This is a genomic window from Inquilinus limosus, assembly GCF_002195995.1.
Classification (GTDB): Bacteria; Pseudomonadota; Alphaproteobacteria; order DSM-16000; family Inquilinaceae; genus Inquilinus; species Inquilinus limosus_C.
Window position 1 is genome coordinate 86,656 of record NZ_NHON01000010.1, and the last position, 14,996, is coordinate 101,651.

At 69.3% G+C, this 14,996-nt stretch carries 12 protein-coding genes; 9 read left to right on the forward strand and 3 right to left on the reverse strand.

What is annotated here, in order from left to right:
- The first annotated feature begins 246 nt into the window (after positions 1–246).
- From BWR60_RS07610 to BWR60_RS07630, 4 genes are all read left to right on the forward strand, one after another.
- Positions 247–1,596: a dicarboxylate/amino acid:cation symporter gene (locus BWR60_RS07610; RefSeq protein WP_088150403.1), complete on the forward strand. Its 1,350-nt coding sequence runs from the start codon at positions 247–249 to the stop codon at positions 1,594–1,596.
- Between the two features lie 227 nt (positions 1,597–1,823).
- The gene (locus tag BWR60_RS07615; protein ID WP_088150404.1) at positions 1,824–2,885 is read left to right on the forward strand and encodes a hypothetical protein; all 1,062 of its coding nucleotides are present in this window, start codon (positions 1,824–1,826) and stop codon (positions 2,883–2,885) included.
- 873 nt (positions 2,886–3,758) lie between these two features.
- Positions 3,759–4,712 carry a calcium-binding protein gene (locus tag BWR60_RS07625; protein WP_088150405.1) on the forward strand — a complete coding sequence of 318 codons (954 nt, stop codon included), beginning with the start codon at positions 3,759–3,761 and terminating at the stop codon, positions 4,710–4,712.
- A gap of 52 nt (positions 4,713–4,764) precedes the next feature.
- Positions 4,765–5,691 carry a calcium-binding protein gene (locus BWR60_RS07630; RefSeq protein ID WP_088150406.1) on the forward strand — a complete coding sequence of 309 codons (927 nt, stop codon included), beginning with the start codon at positions 4,765–4,767 and terminating at the stop codon, positions 5,689–5,691.
- On the opposite strand, the gene BWR60_RS07635 is transcribed toward BWR60_RS07630, so the two are convergent.
- On the reverse strand, positions 5,681–6,721 hold the full coding sequence (locus tag BWR60_RS07635) for a LacI family DNA-binding transcriptional regulator (RefSeq protein WP_088150441.1): 1,041 nt from the start codon (positions 6,719–6,721) through the stop codon (positions 5,681–5,683). The genes BWR60_RS07630 and BWR60_RS07635 overlap by 11 nt on opposite strands.
- A gap of 201 nt (positions 6,722–6,922) precedes the next feature.
- On the opposite strand from BWR60_RS07635, the gene BWR60_RS07640 reads away from it, so the two are divergent.
- Genes BWR60_RS07640 through BWR60_RS07655 form a run of 4 tightly spaced genes read left to right on the forward strand, consistent with a single transcriptional unit; the run spans position 6,923 to position 11,531 of the window.
- Positions 6,923–7,861, forward strand: coding sequence for a carbohydrate ABC transporter permease (locus BWR60_RS07640; protein WP_088150407.1), 939 nt, complete (start codon positions 6,923–6,925; stop codon positions 7,859–7,861).
- Between the two features lie 7 nt (positions 7,862–7,868).
- Positions 7,869–8,768: a carbohydrate ABC transporter permease gene (locus BWR60_RS07645; RefSeq protein ID WP_218823385.1), complete on the forward strand. Its 900-nt coding sequence runs from the start codon at positions 7,869–7,871 to the stop codon at positions 8,766–8,768.
- 37 nt (positions 8,769–8,805) lie between these two features.
- The gene (locus tag BWR60_RS07650) at positions 8,806–10,128 is read left to right on the forward strand and encodes an ABC transporter substrate-binding protein (RefSeq protein ID WP_088150408.1); all 1,323 of its coding nucleotides are present in this window, start codon (positions 8,806–8,808) and stop codon (positions 10,126–10,128) included.
- Positions 10,129–10,187: 59 nt separating this feature from the next.
- Positions 10,188–11,531, forward strand: coding sequence for an alpha-glucosidase/alpha-galactosidase (locus tag BWR60_RS07655; RefSeq protein WP_088150409.1), 1,344 nt, complete (start codon positions 10,188–10,190; stop codon positions 11,529–11,531).
- Between the two features lie 165 nt (positions 11,532–11,696).
- Here the strand turns inward: BWR60_RS07655 and BWR60_RS07660 are convergent, their stop codons facing one another.
- Positions 11,697–12,617 (reverse strand): LysR substrate-binding domain-containing protein, encoded by a 921-nt coding sequence (locus BWR60_RS07660; protein ID WP_088150410.1) that lies wholly within the window; start codon positions 12,615–12,617, stop codon positions 11,697–11,699.
- A gap of 109 nt (positions 12,618–12,726) precedes the next feature.
- Between BWR60_RS07660 and BWR60_RS07665 the strand changes: the two genes are divergently transcribed.
- Entirely contained in the window at positions 12,727–14,028 is a 1,302-nt protein-coding gene (locus tag BWR60_RS07665; protein WP_230982986.1) for an aspartate aminotransferase family protein, read from the forward strand.
- Here the strand turns inward: BWR60_RS07665 and BWR60_RS07670 are convergent.
- Positions 14,025–14,948, reverse strand: a complete 924-nt coding sequence (locus BWR60_RS07670; protein WP_088150411.1) for a DMT family transporter — start codon at positions 14,946–14,948, stop codon at positions 14,025–14,027. The two genes, BWR60_RS07665 and BWR60_RS07670, sit on opposite strands and share 4 nt — an antisense overlap.
- Positions 14,949–14,996: the final 48 nt, after the last annotated feature.

Sequence of the window (14,996 nt, forward strand, 5' to 3'; positions counted from 1 at the left end):
GCCGCCCGACTGAAATCAGATTTGTGCGGCTTTCCGCACATATTGTCTGCCAATGAGGAGTGCTCTTCGACAAGGAACCCTTTCCGATCAACAAGATGGCGAAATTCGGGCGGGAGCGCCTCGTCTGGCACGGCGCTTGCGACACCGGGAGGGCCGTCCGCAAGAAGGGCATCCCCGGGGCGGCAGGAAACCCCAATGCCGGCCCGGCCGCGGTCATCGCGGCCCGTGCCCCGAGGAGTGTGTGCCATGGCCTCTCACGCCGCCGACACGGCCCCGAAGCCGCCCGTGCCGTTCTACCGCCATCTCTACGTCCAGGTGCTGATCGCGGTCGTGATCGGCGTCCTGATCGGCCATTTCTGGCCGGACACCGGGGCGTCGCTGCAGCCGCTGGGCGACGGCTTCATCAAGCTGGTGAAGATGATCATCGCGCCGGTCATCTTCCTGACCGTGGTCACCGGCATCGCCAGCATGCACGACCTGGAGAAGGTCGGCCGGGTCGGCGCCAAGGCGATGATCTACTTCCTGGTGTTCTCGACCCTGGCGCTGATCGTCGGCCTTGTGATCGCCAACTTGGTGCAGCCCGGCTCGGGCCTGAACATCGACCCGGCGACGCTGGACCCGAAGGCGGTGGAGAAATACACCACCCAGGCGCATGACCAGTCGATCGTCGGCTTCCTGCTGAACATCATCCCGACGGGCCTGGTCAGCGCCTTCGTCGGCACCGACCTGAAGGCCGGCCCCGAGATCCTGCAGGTGCTGTTCGTCTCGGTGCTGTTCGGCGTCGGCCTCGCCATGACCGGCGAGAAGGGCGCGCCGGTGCTGAATTTCCTGAAGTCGGTGTCGGGCGCGGTGTTCAAGGTCGTCCACATCCTGATGAAGGTGGCGCCGATCGGCGCCTTCGGCGCCATGGCCTTCACCATCGGCAAGTTCGGCATCGGCGCGGTCGTCAACCTGGCCTTCCTGGTCGGCACCTTCTATGTCACCGCGATCATCTTCGTGGTCGTCGTGCTCGGCGCCGTCGCCCGCTACAACGGCTTCTCGGTGCTGGCGCTGGTGCGCTACATCAAGGCCGAGCTGCTGCTGGTGCTGGGCACCAGCTCGTCCGAGGCGGCGCTGCCGTCGCTGATGGAGAAGATGGAGCGCGCGGGCTGCGCCAAGCCGGTGGTCGGCCTGGTGATCCCGACCGGCTATTCCTTCAACCTCGACGGCACCAACATCTACATGACCATGGCGGCGCTGTTCATCGCCCAGGCGACGAACACGCATCTGTCCTATGGCGACGAGATCCTGCTGCTGCTGGTGGCGATGCTCAGCTCCAAGGGCGCGGCCGGCGTCACCGGCTCGGGCTTCATCACCCTGGCGGCGACGCTGTCGGTGGTGCCGACCGTGCCGGTCGCCGGCATGGCGCTGATCCTCGGCGTCGACCGCTTCATGTCGGAATGCCGGGCGCTGACCAACATCGTCGGCAACGCCGTGGCGGCGGTCGTCGTCGCCCGCTGGGAGGGCGCGCTGGACCAGGACCGGCTGAAGGCCGCCCTGGCCGGCGAGCCGCTGCCGGCGCTGGATGACGGAGCGGCCCCCGCCCCGGCGGAGTGAACGGCGCTCCGCTCCGGCGGATGGACCGGAGCCGCCCCCTCACCCGAAGTCGCTGTGCGATTTCGACCTCTCCCCAAGGAGAGGTGTAAGGGCGCGGCTCCTGGTCCCCTCTCCTTGGGGAGAGGGAGGGCCCGACGCCGAAGGCGGCGGAAGGGTGAGGGGGTGGGACCGGCGACGGTTCGCCGCCCGTTCGCCGTGTGGGGTCGTCATCAGCAAGGAGACCCAGCGTGATCCTGCGACGAATCCTCGGCATCGCCGCGGCGTCCTGCCTGATGCTTCCGGCCTTGCCCTTGCAGGCCGCGGATGAGAAACCGCACCCGGTCAAGGTGGTGGCCGACCGGCGCCTGGCGGTGACCACGCCGGCCGGCACCGGCGAGCTGGCGCTCTACGTCTCGCGCGACTGGTCGAAGCCGCAGCCGGGCGTCACCCGGGCGGTGATCGTGATCCATGGCCGGCTGCGCAACGCCGATGTCTACAACGCCTCGGGCGAGAAGGCGCTGGCGGCGGCGGGGGAGGCGGGGACGGCCGCGATCCTGGTGGTGCCGCAGTTCCTCTCCGAGATCGACGCGGCGGCCTATCACCTGCCGGCCGGGACGCTGCGCTGGGGCACGACCGGCTGGGAGGGCGGCGCCGACGCCAAGGGCCCGGCCCCGATCAGCTCCTTCGCCGCCCTCGACGCGATTCTGGCGAAGCTGGCCGACCGCACGCTGTTCCCGGACCTCAAGACGATCGTGATGGCCGGCCATTCCGGCGGCGGCCAGGTGGTGCAGCGCTACGCCATCCTGGGCCGCGGCGAGGCAGGGCCGATCGCGGCCGGCATCGCCGTGCGCTATGTCGTCGCCAACCCGTCCACCTACGCCTATTTCAGCGCCGACCGGCCGGACGGGGAGGGCGGCTTCGGCCCCTTCGCCGGCGCCGCTTCCTGCCCGAAATTCGACCGCTGGAAATACGGCATGGCCGACCTGCCGGCCTATGCCGGATCGGCGCTTCCGGCGGGGCTGGAGCAGGCCTATCTCGGCCGCGACGTGACCTATCTGCTCGGCACCGCCGACACCGACCCGAACCACCCGGCGCTGGACAAGACCTGCATGGCGGAGGCGCAGGGCCCCTACCGCCTCGCCCGCGGCGAGGCCTATGTGCAGTATCTGCGCGAGCGCCACCCCGGTGAATTCCGGCAGAGGCTGCTGCTGGTCGAGGGCGTCGGCCATGACGGCGACCGCATGCTGACCTCGGCCTGTGGCCTGGCGGCGCTGTTCGACCGGCCGGGCTGCACGCCCGCGACGCCATGAGATCGGGGCCGGGGCGGCCCAGCGCCGCCCCCGGCGGCCGGTCACTCAATTTGCCGAGCTCGCACAGGTTGACGCCGTCATTCTCCGCCGTCCGCCCGTCCTCGAACACCGTCTTCAGGTCGTAGGTGCAGGTGCGGCGGCCGTCGCCGATGGTCACCGTCACCTCGTTGCCGGAGGGCAGGTACTTGCCCTCCAGCAGGTTGTCCTCCCAATTGTCGACATTGGCCCGGCGACACGTAGAATTCCGTGGCGCTGACCGAGGTGGCGTTGGTCAGGGTGAACTCCAGGTCGTCGGCAACGGCCGGGGTGGCCGCGGCCAGGCCGCCGATCGCGGCCAGGGCGAACAATACGCCCGTCGAAATGCGCATAAGAAAATCCCTTTGACTATCCATCCCCGAAGATCGGGCATGTCGCGTCAGAGTATCTCAAATTGCCGTCAAATTCGCCGCGTTTCAGGGAAGGTTCGGTCCGCGGCGCCTGCTGTCCCTGCGGGTTTTGGCCCCGCCAGGCCGATCGAATCGAGGGGTTCTCTGCTTCGATCAATGGGATTGGTATTATCTTGATTGGCAAATATTGTTATTTAAATTCCTTAAAATGGGAAAAATGACTATCCAGAGGCCTTGTGAGATGTTGCTGTCCTGCCTCTCGTGATTGCGGGCAGGAAAGCCGGAATTCTCCGGAATTCCGGGTGACGATCGCTTCGTCGTTCCCAGCAACGGCGGGTTCAATCCTGGTCCGGGCGGCACCTGTGGGGCCGGCCGCCGATCGCGCCGTCACGGCGACGGCCATGGCGGAGGATCGCGCCATCCTCCGCTCGGTCCCGGACCGGCCACCGGAGATGCCGACTTCGGCGCGATGCAAGGAGGATAGGAGATGACGGAGCTCGAGGGAGCCGCCGGCAGCCAGGACTACCGGGAAATCTACGGAACCGACGGCGACGACCATATCGTCGTGCCGGCCAATGACGATTGGACCTATGTCGAGGCCTATACGGGATCGGATCTGATCGAGGTGGATCCGGGGAATACGGGAAATGTCCGCATCCAGCTCGAGGATGGCGGAGACACGGTCCATGGCGGGCCCGGATCGGAGTATGTGAGCCTGTGGGATGCGGCCGGGATCGGGCATCTGACGTTCAGCGGCGGGGCCGGGGACGATCACGTGTCCTTCGGCATTTACGCCCAGGGGCCGGGCAGCGTGCTGGATGGCGGCGACGGCAAGGACGATGTCTCGTTCTTCGGCCGGGGTGTCTTCGTCCATCTCGGCAACGGGACCGCGCTGATCGGGCCCAAGGACCAGCCGGGCGTGTTCCTCGAGACGCCCGTGCGGAACTTCGAGGATGCCAGCGGCACCGGCGGGCACGACATCCTGGTCGGCACCGACGGGGGCAATCTCCTGCGGGGCTCGAGCGGCGACGACCTGCTGTCCGGCCATGGCGGCACCGATCGGCTGGAGGGCAGCATCGGCGACGACGTCCTGGTCGGCGGGCTCGGCGCCGACGGGCTGTCGAGCGGCCCGGGCGCCGACATCATCCGGATCGATCGCCTGGCCGAGAGCCTGCCGGGGCAGGAGGACACCATCCTCGACCTCACCTCCCGCGACCGGATCGACCTGTCGCGCATCGACGCGGACCTCACCGCGCCGGGTGACCAGGCCTTCGCCTTCATCGGCACCGCGGCCTTCGGCGGCGCGGCCGGCGAGCTGCGCTATGAGGCAATGGGCGGGGATCTCCTGGTCTCGGCGGATGCCGATGGCGACGGCGTCGCCGACCTCGCCGTCAAGGTTCGGGACCTGACGGGACTGACGGCAGCGGACTTCATCCTCTGATCGTCGTGCGGTCCGCGCGACCGGCCGGCGGCCACAGTCCTGGAGGCATCACATGGCTTACTACAAGGGAACCGCCGGCGATGATCACATCATCGTGCCGGCGAGTGACGAATTCGACTCCGTCGACGCGCTGACCGGATCGGATGTGATCGAGCTGGGTCCGGGGCACACGGGAAACAGCCACATCACCCTTGGCGACGGCGGCGATACGGTCCAAGGCGGATCCGGGGCGGACTTCGTCGGCTGGTCCGGCTTCACGTCCGTTGACGACACCAGCATCCATACAGGCGCCGGCGACGACTTCGTTGCCCTGAACCGGTCTTCCGAACTCGGTGACAACATCGTTCTGGATGGCGGTGCCGGCAAGGATGAATTCTGGGTCGGTGGCCGGGGCGCCTTCGTGCATCTGGGCAACGGCACGGCGCTGGTCGGGCCGGAGGATGAGCCGGGCGTGTTCCATGAAATGTCGGTCCTCAATTTCGAAGGGATCGAGGCCACCCTCGGGCACGATATCCTGGTCGGAACCGACGGGGGGAACGTCTTTCAGGGCTTCTTCGGCAACGATCTTCTCTCCGGCCGCGGCGGCACGGACCATCTCGACGGCAGTTACGACGACGACACCCTGGTCGGGGGGCGGGGCGCCGACGGCCTCAGGGGCGGCAGCGGCGCCGACATCTTCCGGATCGACCGGCTGGTCGAGAGCCTGCCGGGCCAGGAGGACACCATCCTCGACTTCAGCGCCGGCGACGGCGACGGGATCGACCTCTCGCGCATCGACGCCGATCTCACGGCGGCCGGCAACCAGGCCTTCACCTTCATCGGCACCGCCGCTTTCAGCGGTATCGCCGGGGAACTGCGCTACGAGATCCGGGGAGACGATCTCCTGATCTCGGCCGACGCCGACGGCGACCGCGTCGCGGACCTCGCCGTCACGGCCCGGGACCTGACGCAGCTGGCGGCGTCGGACCTCATCCTCTGACCCGCCGGGCGCCGCAGGAGTCGCGCACCACCAGCTCGGTCGGCAGGGCGATGCGGCGCTGCTCGACCGTCTCGCCCTTCAGCAGGCGGATCAGCAACTGCGCCGCCTGGCGGCCCTGCTCGACGCCCGGGTTGCGCACCGTGGTCAGGGCCGGGCGCAGCTGGGCGGCGAAGGGCAGGTCGTCGAAGCCGACCACGGCGATGTCGTCCGGCACCCGCAGACCGGCATCGGCCAGCGCCGCCAGGGCGCCCAGGGCAATGGTGTCGTTGCCGGCCAGCACGGCCGTGGGCCGCGGTCCATCGCGGTCCAGCAACTCGCGCATCGCCCGGTGCCCGCTCTCGGCGCTGAAGGCGCCATAGGCCACCAGCCGGTCGTCCGGCTCGATGCCGTGGGCGCGCAGCGATTCGCGGTAGGAGTTCAGCCGCGCGTCGGTGGCGACGAAACCCGGCGGCGAGAAACCGATATGGGCGATCGCCCGGTGCCCCAGCCCGACCAGATGGTCCATCGAGCGGCGGATGGCGCGGCGGGTGGAGAAGTTGCAGGCGTGCTCGCGCGGGTGGCGGACCGAGCCCAGCAGCACCAGCGGGAAGCCCTGGTCGATCAGCGCATGGATCTGCGGCGCGTCGGTCGGCGGGTTCAGCACGATCAGCCCGTCGATCCGGCGGCCCTCCACCAGCTCGCCATAGGCATGCGGGCCGGCCCCGGGCTCCACCCCCTCCAGCAGGATGCGGTAGCCGCTCTCCCGCGTCGCCTGGGCGATGCCGTACAGGAGCTGCGGCACGAAGCCGTCGACCGCCAGCACCTGCGGGTCGGTGACCACCAGGCCGATGGTCTCGGTGTCGCCGCGCACCAGCATCCGCGCCGCCGAGTTCGGGCGATAGCCCAGCGCCGCCGCCGCCTCCAGCACGCGCTGCCGGGTCTCGGCGCTGATCACCACCGCGTCGGACCGGTTCAGCACCATCGAGACGGTGGCGCGCGACACCCCGGCCCGGCGGGCAACATCGTGGCTGGTGACCCTGCGTCGTTCCATGTCCATCCGCTTCGTCGGCCGCCCGGCGGACCGGGCGCATCCTCGTCCCTCTGCCATGCCGGTCGGCGCTTGACAAGCCGGCCGGATCTCGTTTGACTATAGCTAACACGTGTTAGTAACGGAAGTGACACGTGTCATCCGCAGACAGAAGCCCCGCCGCCGCAGGCCGCAGGGGCCCGATCCGGGGAGGATGGTCGAGGGATGGTGGCAGCGGAATGGAGCAGGTCGGCGGCCGCGCGCGGCTGGCTGCGGTCCCGCCCGAAGCTGCGGGCGGCGTTGCAGCGGAACGTCACCGGCTGGCTGTTCATCCTGCCGGCGCTGATCGGCTTCGCCGTCTTCTATCTGTACCCGACGCTGCGGGCGGTCGAGATCAGCCTGACCGACTGGAACCTGATGCGGGCGCCGAAATTCGTCGGCTTCGACAATTACCTGAAGCTGTTCGACGACCCGCGCTTCTGGCAGTCGGCCCGCATCACCGTCGCCTATGTGCTCTACAACATCCCGCTGCAGACCGTGCTGGGCCTCGTGCTCGCGGTGCTGATGGACCGGCTCAGCAAGTCAGTGGCGCTGCGGGCGGTGGTGATCGCGCCCTACCTGCTGTCCAACGTCATCGCCGCGCTGATCTGGCTGTGGCTGCTGGACCCGCTGCTGGGCATGACCAACGCCTTCCTCGGGCTGATCGGCATCCCGCGCCAATCCTTCCTGGCGACGCCGGACTTGGCCATCATGTCGGTCGCCGGCATCAACATCTGGCGCCATGTCGGCCTTACCGCCCTCCTGTTCTATGCCGGGCTGCAGGCCATCCCGCGGTCGCTGTACGAGGCGGCGCGGCTGGAAGGGGCGGGGGAGTGGGTGGTGTTCCGCCGCATCACCCTGCCGCTGCTGCGCCCGGTCCTGGTCTTCGTGCTGGTGACCAGCGTGATCGGGTCGTTCCAGATCTTCGACACCATCGCCGTCACCACCCAGGGCGGGCCGGCGAATTCGACCAGCGCGATCATCTGGTACGTCTACGAAAGCGCCTTCCGCTTCTCGAAGATGGGCTACGCCTCGGCGATGTCGGTGGTGCTGTTCGCGGTGCTGATCCTGATCACCATCCTGCAGATGCGGGCGCTGCGCGCCGGCAGCTCGGATCTCGAGTGAGGCAGCCATGACCGCGATCGCCATCCTGCCGCGCGCGCCGATGTCCCGCCTGTCCCCCGGCCGGATCCTGGCCTGGGCGGTGCTGGGCGCCTTCATCGTCTGCTCGCTGTTCCCGCTGTGGATCACGCTGAAGACGGCGCTGGTGCCGACCGCGACGCTGTTCGACCAGGCGACCTTGCTGGTGCCGGTCGAGGTCACGCTCGACAATTTCCGACGCGTCCTGGGCCTGGCGCCGGTCAACCCCGCCACGCCGTCGACGCCGATCAACTTCGCCCTGGCGCTGCGCAACAGCCTGGTCTTCACGCTGCTGACGGTCGGCGGGCAGATCTTCTTCTCGGCGCTGGCGGCCTATGCCTTCGCCCGCATCCGCTTCATCGGGTCGACGGTGATCTTCTACCTGTTCATCGCCGCCACCATGATCCCGGCGATCGTGCTGTTCATCCCCAACTTCGTGCTGATCAAGGAGCTGGGCTGGCTGAACACCTTCCAGGGCATGGTGGCGCCGACCATCCTGATGTCGCCCTTCGCGGTGTTCTTCCTGCGCCAGTTCTTCCTGTCGACCCCGCGGGAACTGGAGGAGGCGGCGCGGATCGACGGCGCCACACCGTTCCGCACCTTCTGGTCGGTGGTGCTGCCGGTGCACAAGAGCGCCATCGCCACCCTGGCGATCCTGCTGTCGATCAACGCCTGGAACGACTTCTTCTGGCCGTTCCTGGTCGGGCGCGACGCCGATGTCCGGGTCATGTCGGTGGCGCTGGCCGCGTTCAAGACCCAGCAGCAGAACGGCAATCCGGACTGGACCGGGCTGATGGCCGGCACGGTGCTGTCGATCGTGCCGGTGATCGTGCTGCTGGTGCTGTTCGGCCGGCGCGTCGTCGAATCCCTGCAGTTCAGCGGGCTGAAATGACCCGCGTGCCAATCAACGAAACCGGAGGAGGCCTGAGATGCGTGTGAGCCTGTCGAGGATCCTGCTGCTGTCGGCAACGACCGTGTCCCTGGCCGCGGCCGGGGGCGCCGCCCGGGCCGAGACCCAGCTGAACTACTGGCTGTGGGACGCGCTGCAGGCGCCGCACTATGCGGAATGCGCCGCCGCCTTCACGGCCAAGCACCCGGACATCACCGTCAAGGTGACGCAGTATGGCTGGCTCGACTACTGGACCACGTTGTCGACCGGCTTCGTCTCGGGCGAGGCGCCGGACGTCTTCGCCGACCATCTGCGCTCCTATCCCGAATTCGTCGCCAACCAGCAGATCATGGACCTGACGCCCATGGTCGAGCGCGACAAGGTCGACACCAAGATCTACAGCCCGGGCCTGGTCGACCTTTGGACCCGCGACGGCAAGCTGTACGGCATGCCGAAGGATTGGGACACGGTGGCCCTGGTCTACAACAAGGAGATGCTGGACAAGGCCGGGGTCACCGTCGACGAGCTGAAGAGCGCCACCTGGAACCCGAAGGATGGCGGCAGCTTCGAGAAGATCCTGGCCAAGCTGTCGCTCGACGCCAACGGCAAGCGCGGCGACGAGGCCGGCTTCGACCCCAAGAACGTCGTCCAGTACGGGCTGATCACCCCGAAGATCGACGGCTATGGCCAGACGCAGTGGAGCTGGCTGGCCGTCTCCGCCGGCTTCAAGTTCATCGACGAGCCCTGGGGCACCAAATACCACTACGACGATCCGGTGCTGGCCGAGACCCTGACCTGGCTGCGCGACCTGTCGCTGAAGAAGGGCTACGGCCTGCCGCAGAAGGATGTCGGCGCGCTCGGCGGCACGGCGCTGCTCGGCGCCCGCAAGGGCGCGATCGTGGCCGACGGATCCTGGAACTCCACCTGGTACGCCAAGAACGTGTCCTTCCCCTATGGCTTCGTGCCGCTGCCGAAGGGGCCGCAGGGCCGCAAGAGCATGTTCAACGGCCTCGGGGATTCGATCTGGACCGGCACCAAGCATCCGGACGAGGCCTGGGAGTGGGTGAAGTTCCTCGGCTCCGCCGATTGCCAGAGCATCATCGGCAAGGCCGGCGTGGTGTTCCCGGCGATCCCGTCGGCCGCCAAGATCGCCCAGGACGCCTTCGCCGGGCGCGGCCAGGACGTCACCGCCTTCACCAGCGAGGCGACACCGGACCAGACCTTCCTCTACCCGATCACCGACTACTCGCCGCAGATCCTGTCGACCATGAACGTGGCCTTCGACCGGATCTTCCTTGAGGACGTGCCGGTCGCGCCGCTGCTGAAAGAGGCGAACGACCAGGTCAACGCGCTGTTCGAATAGCCCTCCACTCGGCCCGCGGCCGCCGCGCCGCGGGCCTTCCGCCAACCGGGACCCTCCGCATGACCTCTCCCAAGATCACCTTCATCGGCGCCGGCAGCACGGTCTTCGCCAAGAACCTGATCGGCGACATCCTGTCCTATCCGGAGCTGGCGGATGCGCGCATCACCCTCTACGACATCGATCCGGAGCGGTTGGCCACCTCCGAGACCGTGGCCCGGCGCATCGCCGAGGCGCTGAAGGCGCCGGCGACGATCGAGGCGACGACCGACCGCGCCCGGGCGCTGGACGGCGCCGACTACGCCATCACCATGATCCAGGTCGGCGGCTACAAGCCCTGCACGGTGACCGATTTCGAGGTGCCGAAGACCTACGGGCTGCGCCAGACCATCGCCGACACGCTCGGCATCGGCGGCATCATGCGGGCGCTGCGCACCGTGCCGGTGCTGCTGGAGCAGGCCCGGGACATGGAGCGGCTGTGCCCCGACGTGACCCATCTGCAATACGCCAACCCGATGGCGATGAACTGCTGGGCGCTGAACCGGGCGACGACCATCAAGACCGTCGGCCTGTGCCACAGCGTCCAGGGCACGGCGGCGGAGATCGCCGAGGATATCGGCGTGCCGGTCGAGGAGATCAGCTATCTCTGCGGCGGCATCAACCACATGGCCTTCTACCTGAAGTTCGAGCGCGACGGGCAGGACCTGACGCCCTTGATCCGCAAGGTGGTGGAGGAGGGCCGGGTGCCGGAGTGGAACCGGGTCCGCTACGACATGTTCCTGCGGCTCGGCTACTTCGTCACCGAATCCAGCGAGCATTTCAGCGAGTACGTGCCCTGGTACATCAAGCGCGGGCGCGAGGAGATCGTCGACCGGTTCAACATCCCGCTCGACGAATACATCACCCGCTGCGAGCGCCAGATCGACAAATGGGGCGCGCTGAAGGCCCAGCTGCAGGACCCGACCGTGCCGCTGGAGATCAAGCGCAGCGTCGAATACGGCTCGACCATCATCCGGGCGAAGGAGACGGGCCAGCCGGCGGTGATCTACGGCAACGTCGCCAATCACGGGCTGATCGACAACCTGCCGCAGGACTGCACGGTCGAGGTGCCCTGCCTGGTCGACCGCAACGGCGTGCAGCCGATCGGCATCGGCCGGCTGCCGCCGCATCTGGCGGCGCTGATGCAGACCAACATCAACGTCCAGTCCCTGGCGGTCGAGGCGCTGCTGACCGGCAACCGCGACCACATCTACCACGCCGCCATGCTGGACCCGCACACGGCGGCGGAGCTGGACCTCGACCAGATCTGGAAGCTGGTCGACGACCTGCTGGCGGCCCATGGCGAATGGATTCCGGAGGCGCTGCGGCCGCCGGCCAAGCCGCAGCCGCTGCCGCGGGTGGCGTAAGGCAGGCGGAGTTTACGCGTTGCCTCTCCCGCTTGCGGGAGAGGTCGGAGACGCGAAGCGGCTCCGGGTGAGGGGAGTTTGTCGAGGCCGGGACCAGCCCTCACCCGGTCTCGCTGCGCGAGCCCGACCTCTCCCGCCAGGCGGGAGAGGTCACGCGAAATTGCTCTAATCGGAAGCAGGGCGCACAGCGCTCTCCAGCAGCCAGGCGCGCACCGCCCCGACGCTGGCCCGCCGCATCGCGCCGGGGGCGATGTCGAGCCAATAGGCGGTCCAGGACACGCCGAGGCCGGGAAAGGGGGCGACCAGCCGGCCGGCGCGCAGCGCGTCCCCGGTCAGCGCGTCGCTCTCCAGCACCACGCCCAGGCCTTTCACCGCCGCCTCGATCGCGACATGCGACGGGTCCAGCTGCAGCGTGCCGGCGAAGCCGTCGTCCAGCGCCACGCCCTGGCGGCGGAACCAGCCCTCCCACGACACGCGGTTGTCGCGGGTCACGATCAGCGGCAGGGCCAGCAGGTCGCGCGGCCCGCCCAGGCCCCGCGCCGCCAGGGAGGGGGCGCAGAGCGGCTGGATCGTCTCGGCCAGCAGCGGCACCGCCGCCGCCGGGGCATGGTCGCCGTACCAGATCGCCAGGTCCACCCCCCCCTCGGCCTCGGCCCGACCGCCGCCCTCGGTGGCGAGGCGGAGGTCGGCATGGACCCGGATGTCGATCTCCGGATGCCCGGCCAGGAAGACGGGCAGGCGGGGCAGCAGCCAGTTGCCGGCCAGCGACGGCGGGGTGCGCAGCACCACCACCTCCGGCCGGCGGGCGCGGCGGCCGCGGCGGGCGGCGGCCTCCACCGCCTCGGCCAGGGCGTCGAAGCTGCCGCTGATCCGGCCGAACAGCTCGGCGCCGTCGGGCGACAGCACCACGCCGCGGCCGACCCGGTTGAACAGCCGCAGGCCCAGCCGCGCCTCCAGGATGCGGATCTGGTGGCTCACGGCCGACGGGGTCAGCGCCAGCTCCTCCGCCGCCGCCCGGAAGCTCTCCAGGCGGGCGGCGGCCTCGAAGGCGGCGAGCGCGCGCAGCGGCAGGGGCGGTCGCTTCATCGCCTGATGAATGGTGAATTGCTCTCATGAGTCCAGCGAATTCTCTGCGTTTGCGGCAGGGCAGGCCGGGGACAGAGGATGGCACAGGCCTTTCAGGGGGACTCCTGCCATGGACGCCATCTCCGCCGATCTCGACACCGCCTTCTGGACCCGCGCCCGCCGCCACCTGCTGCGCTATGGCGGCGACTTCGTGCCCTTCGTGCCGGTGCGGGCCGAGGGCGCGTTCCTCTGGGATGTCGCCGGCCGCCGGGTGCTGGACTTCACCTCCGGCCAGATGAGCGCCATCCTCGGCCATTCGCATCCGGAGATCGTGGCCACGGTGCGCGACGGCGTCGGGCGGCTGGACCACCTGTTCTCCTCGATGCTGTCGGCGCCGGTGGTCGACCTGGCCGAGGCCCTGGCCGCGCTGGTGCCGGGCCTGCCGAAGGTGATGCTGCTGTCGACCGGCGGCGAATCCAACGAGGCGGCGATCCGGCTGGCCAAGCTGGTCACCGGCAGATGGGAGATCGTCGGCTTCACCCAGTCCTGGCACGGCATGACCGGCGCCGCCGCGGCCGCCACCTACAAGGCCGGCCGGCGCGGCACCGGCCCGCTGATGCCCGGCCAGTTCGCCATCCCGGCGCCGAACCCCTACCGCCCGCGCTTCCCTGGCGTGGACTGGCGGCAGGAGCTGGACGATTCCTTCGCCCTCTTGGACCGGCAATGCACCGGCAACCTGGCCGCCTTCATCGCCGAGCCGATCCTCAGCAGTGGCGGCGTGCTGGACCTGCCACCCGGCTACCTGGCGGCGCTGCGGGACCATTGCCGGGCCCGCGGCATGCTGCTGATCCTGGACGAGGCACAGACCGGCATCGGCCGCACTGGCCTGATGTTCGCCTTCGAGCGCGACGGCGTGGTGCCGGATATCCTGACGTTGTCGAAGACGCTGGGCGCCGGCCTGCCGCTGGCCGCGGTGATGACCAGCGAAGCGATCGCGGCGGAGGCCGAGGCGCGCGACTTCCTGTTCTACACCACCCATGTCAACGACCCGCTGCCCGCCGCCATCGGGCTGAAGGTGCTGGAGATCGTGGCCCGCGACGGGCTGGCGGCGCGGGCCGGCGTGGCCGGGGCGCGGCTGATGGAAGGGCTGCGCGGGCTGCAGCAACGCCATCCCTGCATCGGCGACGTCCGCGGCCGCGGCCTGCTGCTGGGGCTGGAATTCGCCGATGCCGGCGGGCGCGACGCGGCTTGGATCTCGGACTCGGTCACCGACACGGCGCTGGAGCTCGGCCTGTCCGCCAACATCGTCCGCGCCGGCTTCTCCGGCGGCACCATGCGCATCGCCCCGCCGCTGACCGCCACCGACGCCGAGATCGACCTGGGCGTCGAACTGCTGGGCGCCGCGATCACCCGGGTGATGTCCGCGGCCTAGCGGCGGGCGGGCGCAGGGCGGGTGACCAGGCGGATGCCGAGCGCGATCGGCACCACGCCGAGAAGGTCGAGCGGCGGCACATGCTCGCCCAGCACCGCCCAGCCCAGCAGGAGGCCGATCGGCGGCACCAGGAAGTGCAGGGCGCTGGCGGTGGAGGCGCCGAGCCGGTCCAGCATGTCGAACCACAGCAGGTAGCTGCACAGCGACACGGCGAGGGCGAGCCAGAGGAAGCCGGCCAGCAGCTCCGGCGTCCAGCGGATCGCCGACACCGGTTCCAGCGCCAGGCCCAGCGGCAGCAGCACGATGCCGGCCGCCAGGGTCTGCACCGCGGTGCCGTACCAGAGGTCGCCGGACGGTCCGTTCGATGGCGGCGCGATCCGCTTGTACAGGATGGTGCTGGCCGACAGCGCCACCAGCGCGCCGAAGGTGAAGGCGATGCCGACCGGCCCCTCGATGCCGCCGCCGAGCCGGCTCTGCAGCACGATGCCGACGCCGACGACGCCGAGCGCCAGCCCGGCCAGCTTCGCCCGGGTCAGCTTTTCGCCCAGCAGCGGCGCCGCCAGCACCACGGTCAGCACCGGGTTCATGCTGATGATCAGCGCCGCGAAGCCGGAGGTGACGCTCTGCATCCCGAAATAGGACAGGGCCAGATAGACCGCCATGGTGACGATGCCGAGCAGGGCGAAGCGCGCCACCGCGCCGGGGCCGAGCGTCCAACGCCGGCCCGACAGCCGGGCCAGGCCGGCCAGCACCAGCCCGGCCAGCAGGAACCGCGTCGACAGCAGCAGGAAGGGCGGGGCGTAGGTCACCGCCACCTTGGCGGCGGTGAAGGCCGAGGCCCACAGCACCACGAACAGGGCAGGGAAGCCCCAGCGCACCAGGGCGCTGCGATCGGAAGCCGGGATGGACGCGGCGTGCATGGTCGATCTCCTTCGGATCGGCCGCACCATAGTCGCGCGGTCGACTAT

Bases quoted from the DNA above. Each gene is read 5' to 3' on its own strand.
- BWR60_RS07610 (WP_088150403.1), top strand. From the start codon at position 247: ATGGCCTCTCACGCCGCCGACACGGCCCCGAAGCCGCCCGTGCCGTTC.
- BWR60_RS07625 (WP_088150405.1), top strand. From the start codon at position 3,759: ATGACGGAGCTCGAGGGAGCCGCCGGCAGCCAGGACTACCGGGAAATC.
- BWR60_RS07630 (WP_088150406.1), top strand. From the start codon at position 4,765: ATGGCTTACTACAAGGGAACCGCCGGCGATGATCACATCATCGTGCCG.
- BWR60_RS07635 (WP_088150441.1), bottom strand. From the start codon at position 6,721: ATGGAACGACGCAGGGTCACCAGCCACGATGTTGCCCGCCGGGCCGGG.
- BWR60_RS07640 (WP_088150407.1), top strand. From the start codon at position 6,923: ATGGTGGCAGCGGAATGGAGCAGGTCGGCGGCCGCGCGCGGCTGGCTG.
- BWR60_RS07645 (WP_218823385.1), top strand. From the start codon at position 7,869: ATGACCGCGATCGCCATCCTGCCGCGCGCGCCGATGTCCCGCCTGTCC.
- BWR60_RS07650 (WP_088150408.1), top strand. From the start codon at position 8,806: ATGCGTGTGAGCCTGTCGAGGATCCTGCTGCTGTCGGCAACGACCGTG.
- BWR60_RS07655 (WP_088150409.1), top strand. From the start codon at position 10,188: ATGACCTCTCCCAAGATCACCTTCATCGGCGCCGGCAGCACGGTCTTC.
- BWR60_RS07660 (WP_088150410.1), bottom strand. From the start codon at position 12,617: ATGAAGCGACCGCCCCTGCCGCTGCGCGCGCTCGCCGCCTTCGAGGCC.
- BWR60_RS07665 (WP_230982986.1), top strand. From the start codon at position 12,727: ATGGACGCCATCTCCGCCGATCTCGACACCGCCTTCTGGACCCGCGCC.
- BWR60_RS07670 (WP_088150411.1), bottom strand. From the start codon at position 14,948: ATGCACGCCGCGTCCATCCCGGCTTCCGATCGCAGCGCCCTGGTGCGC.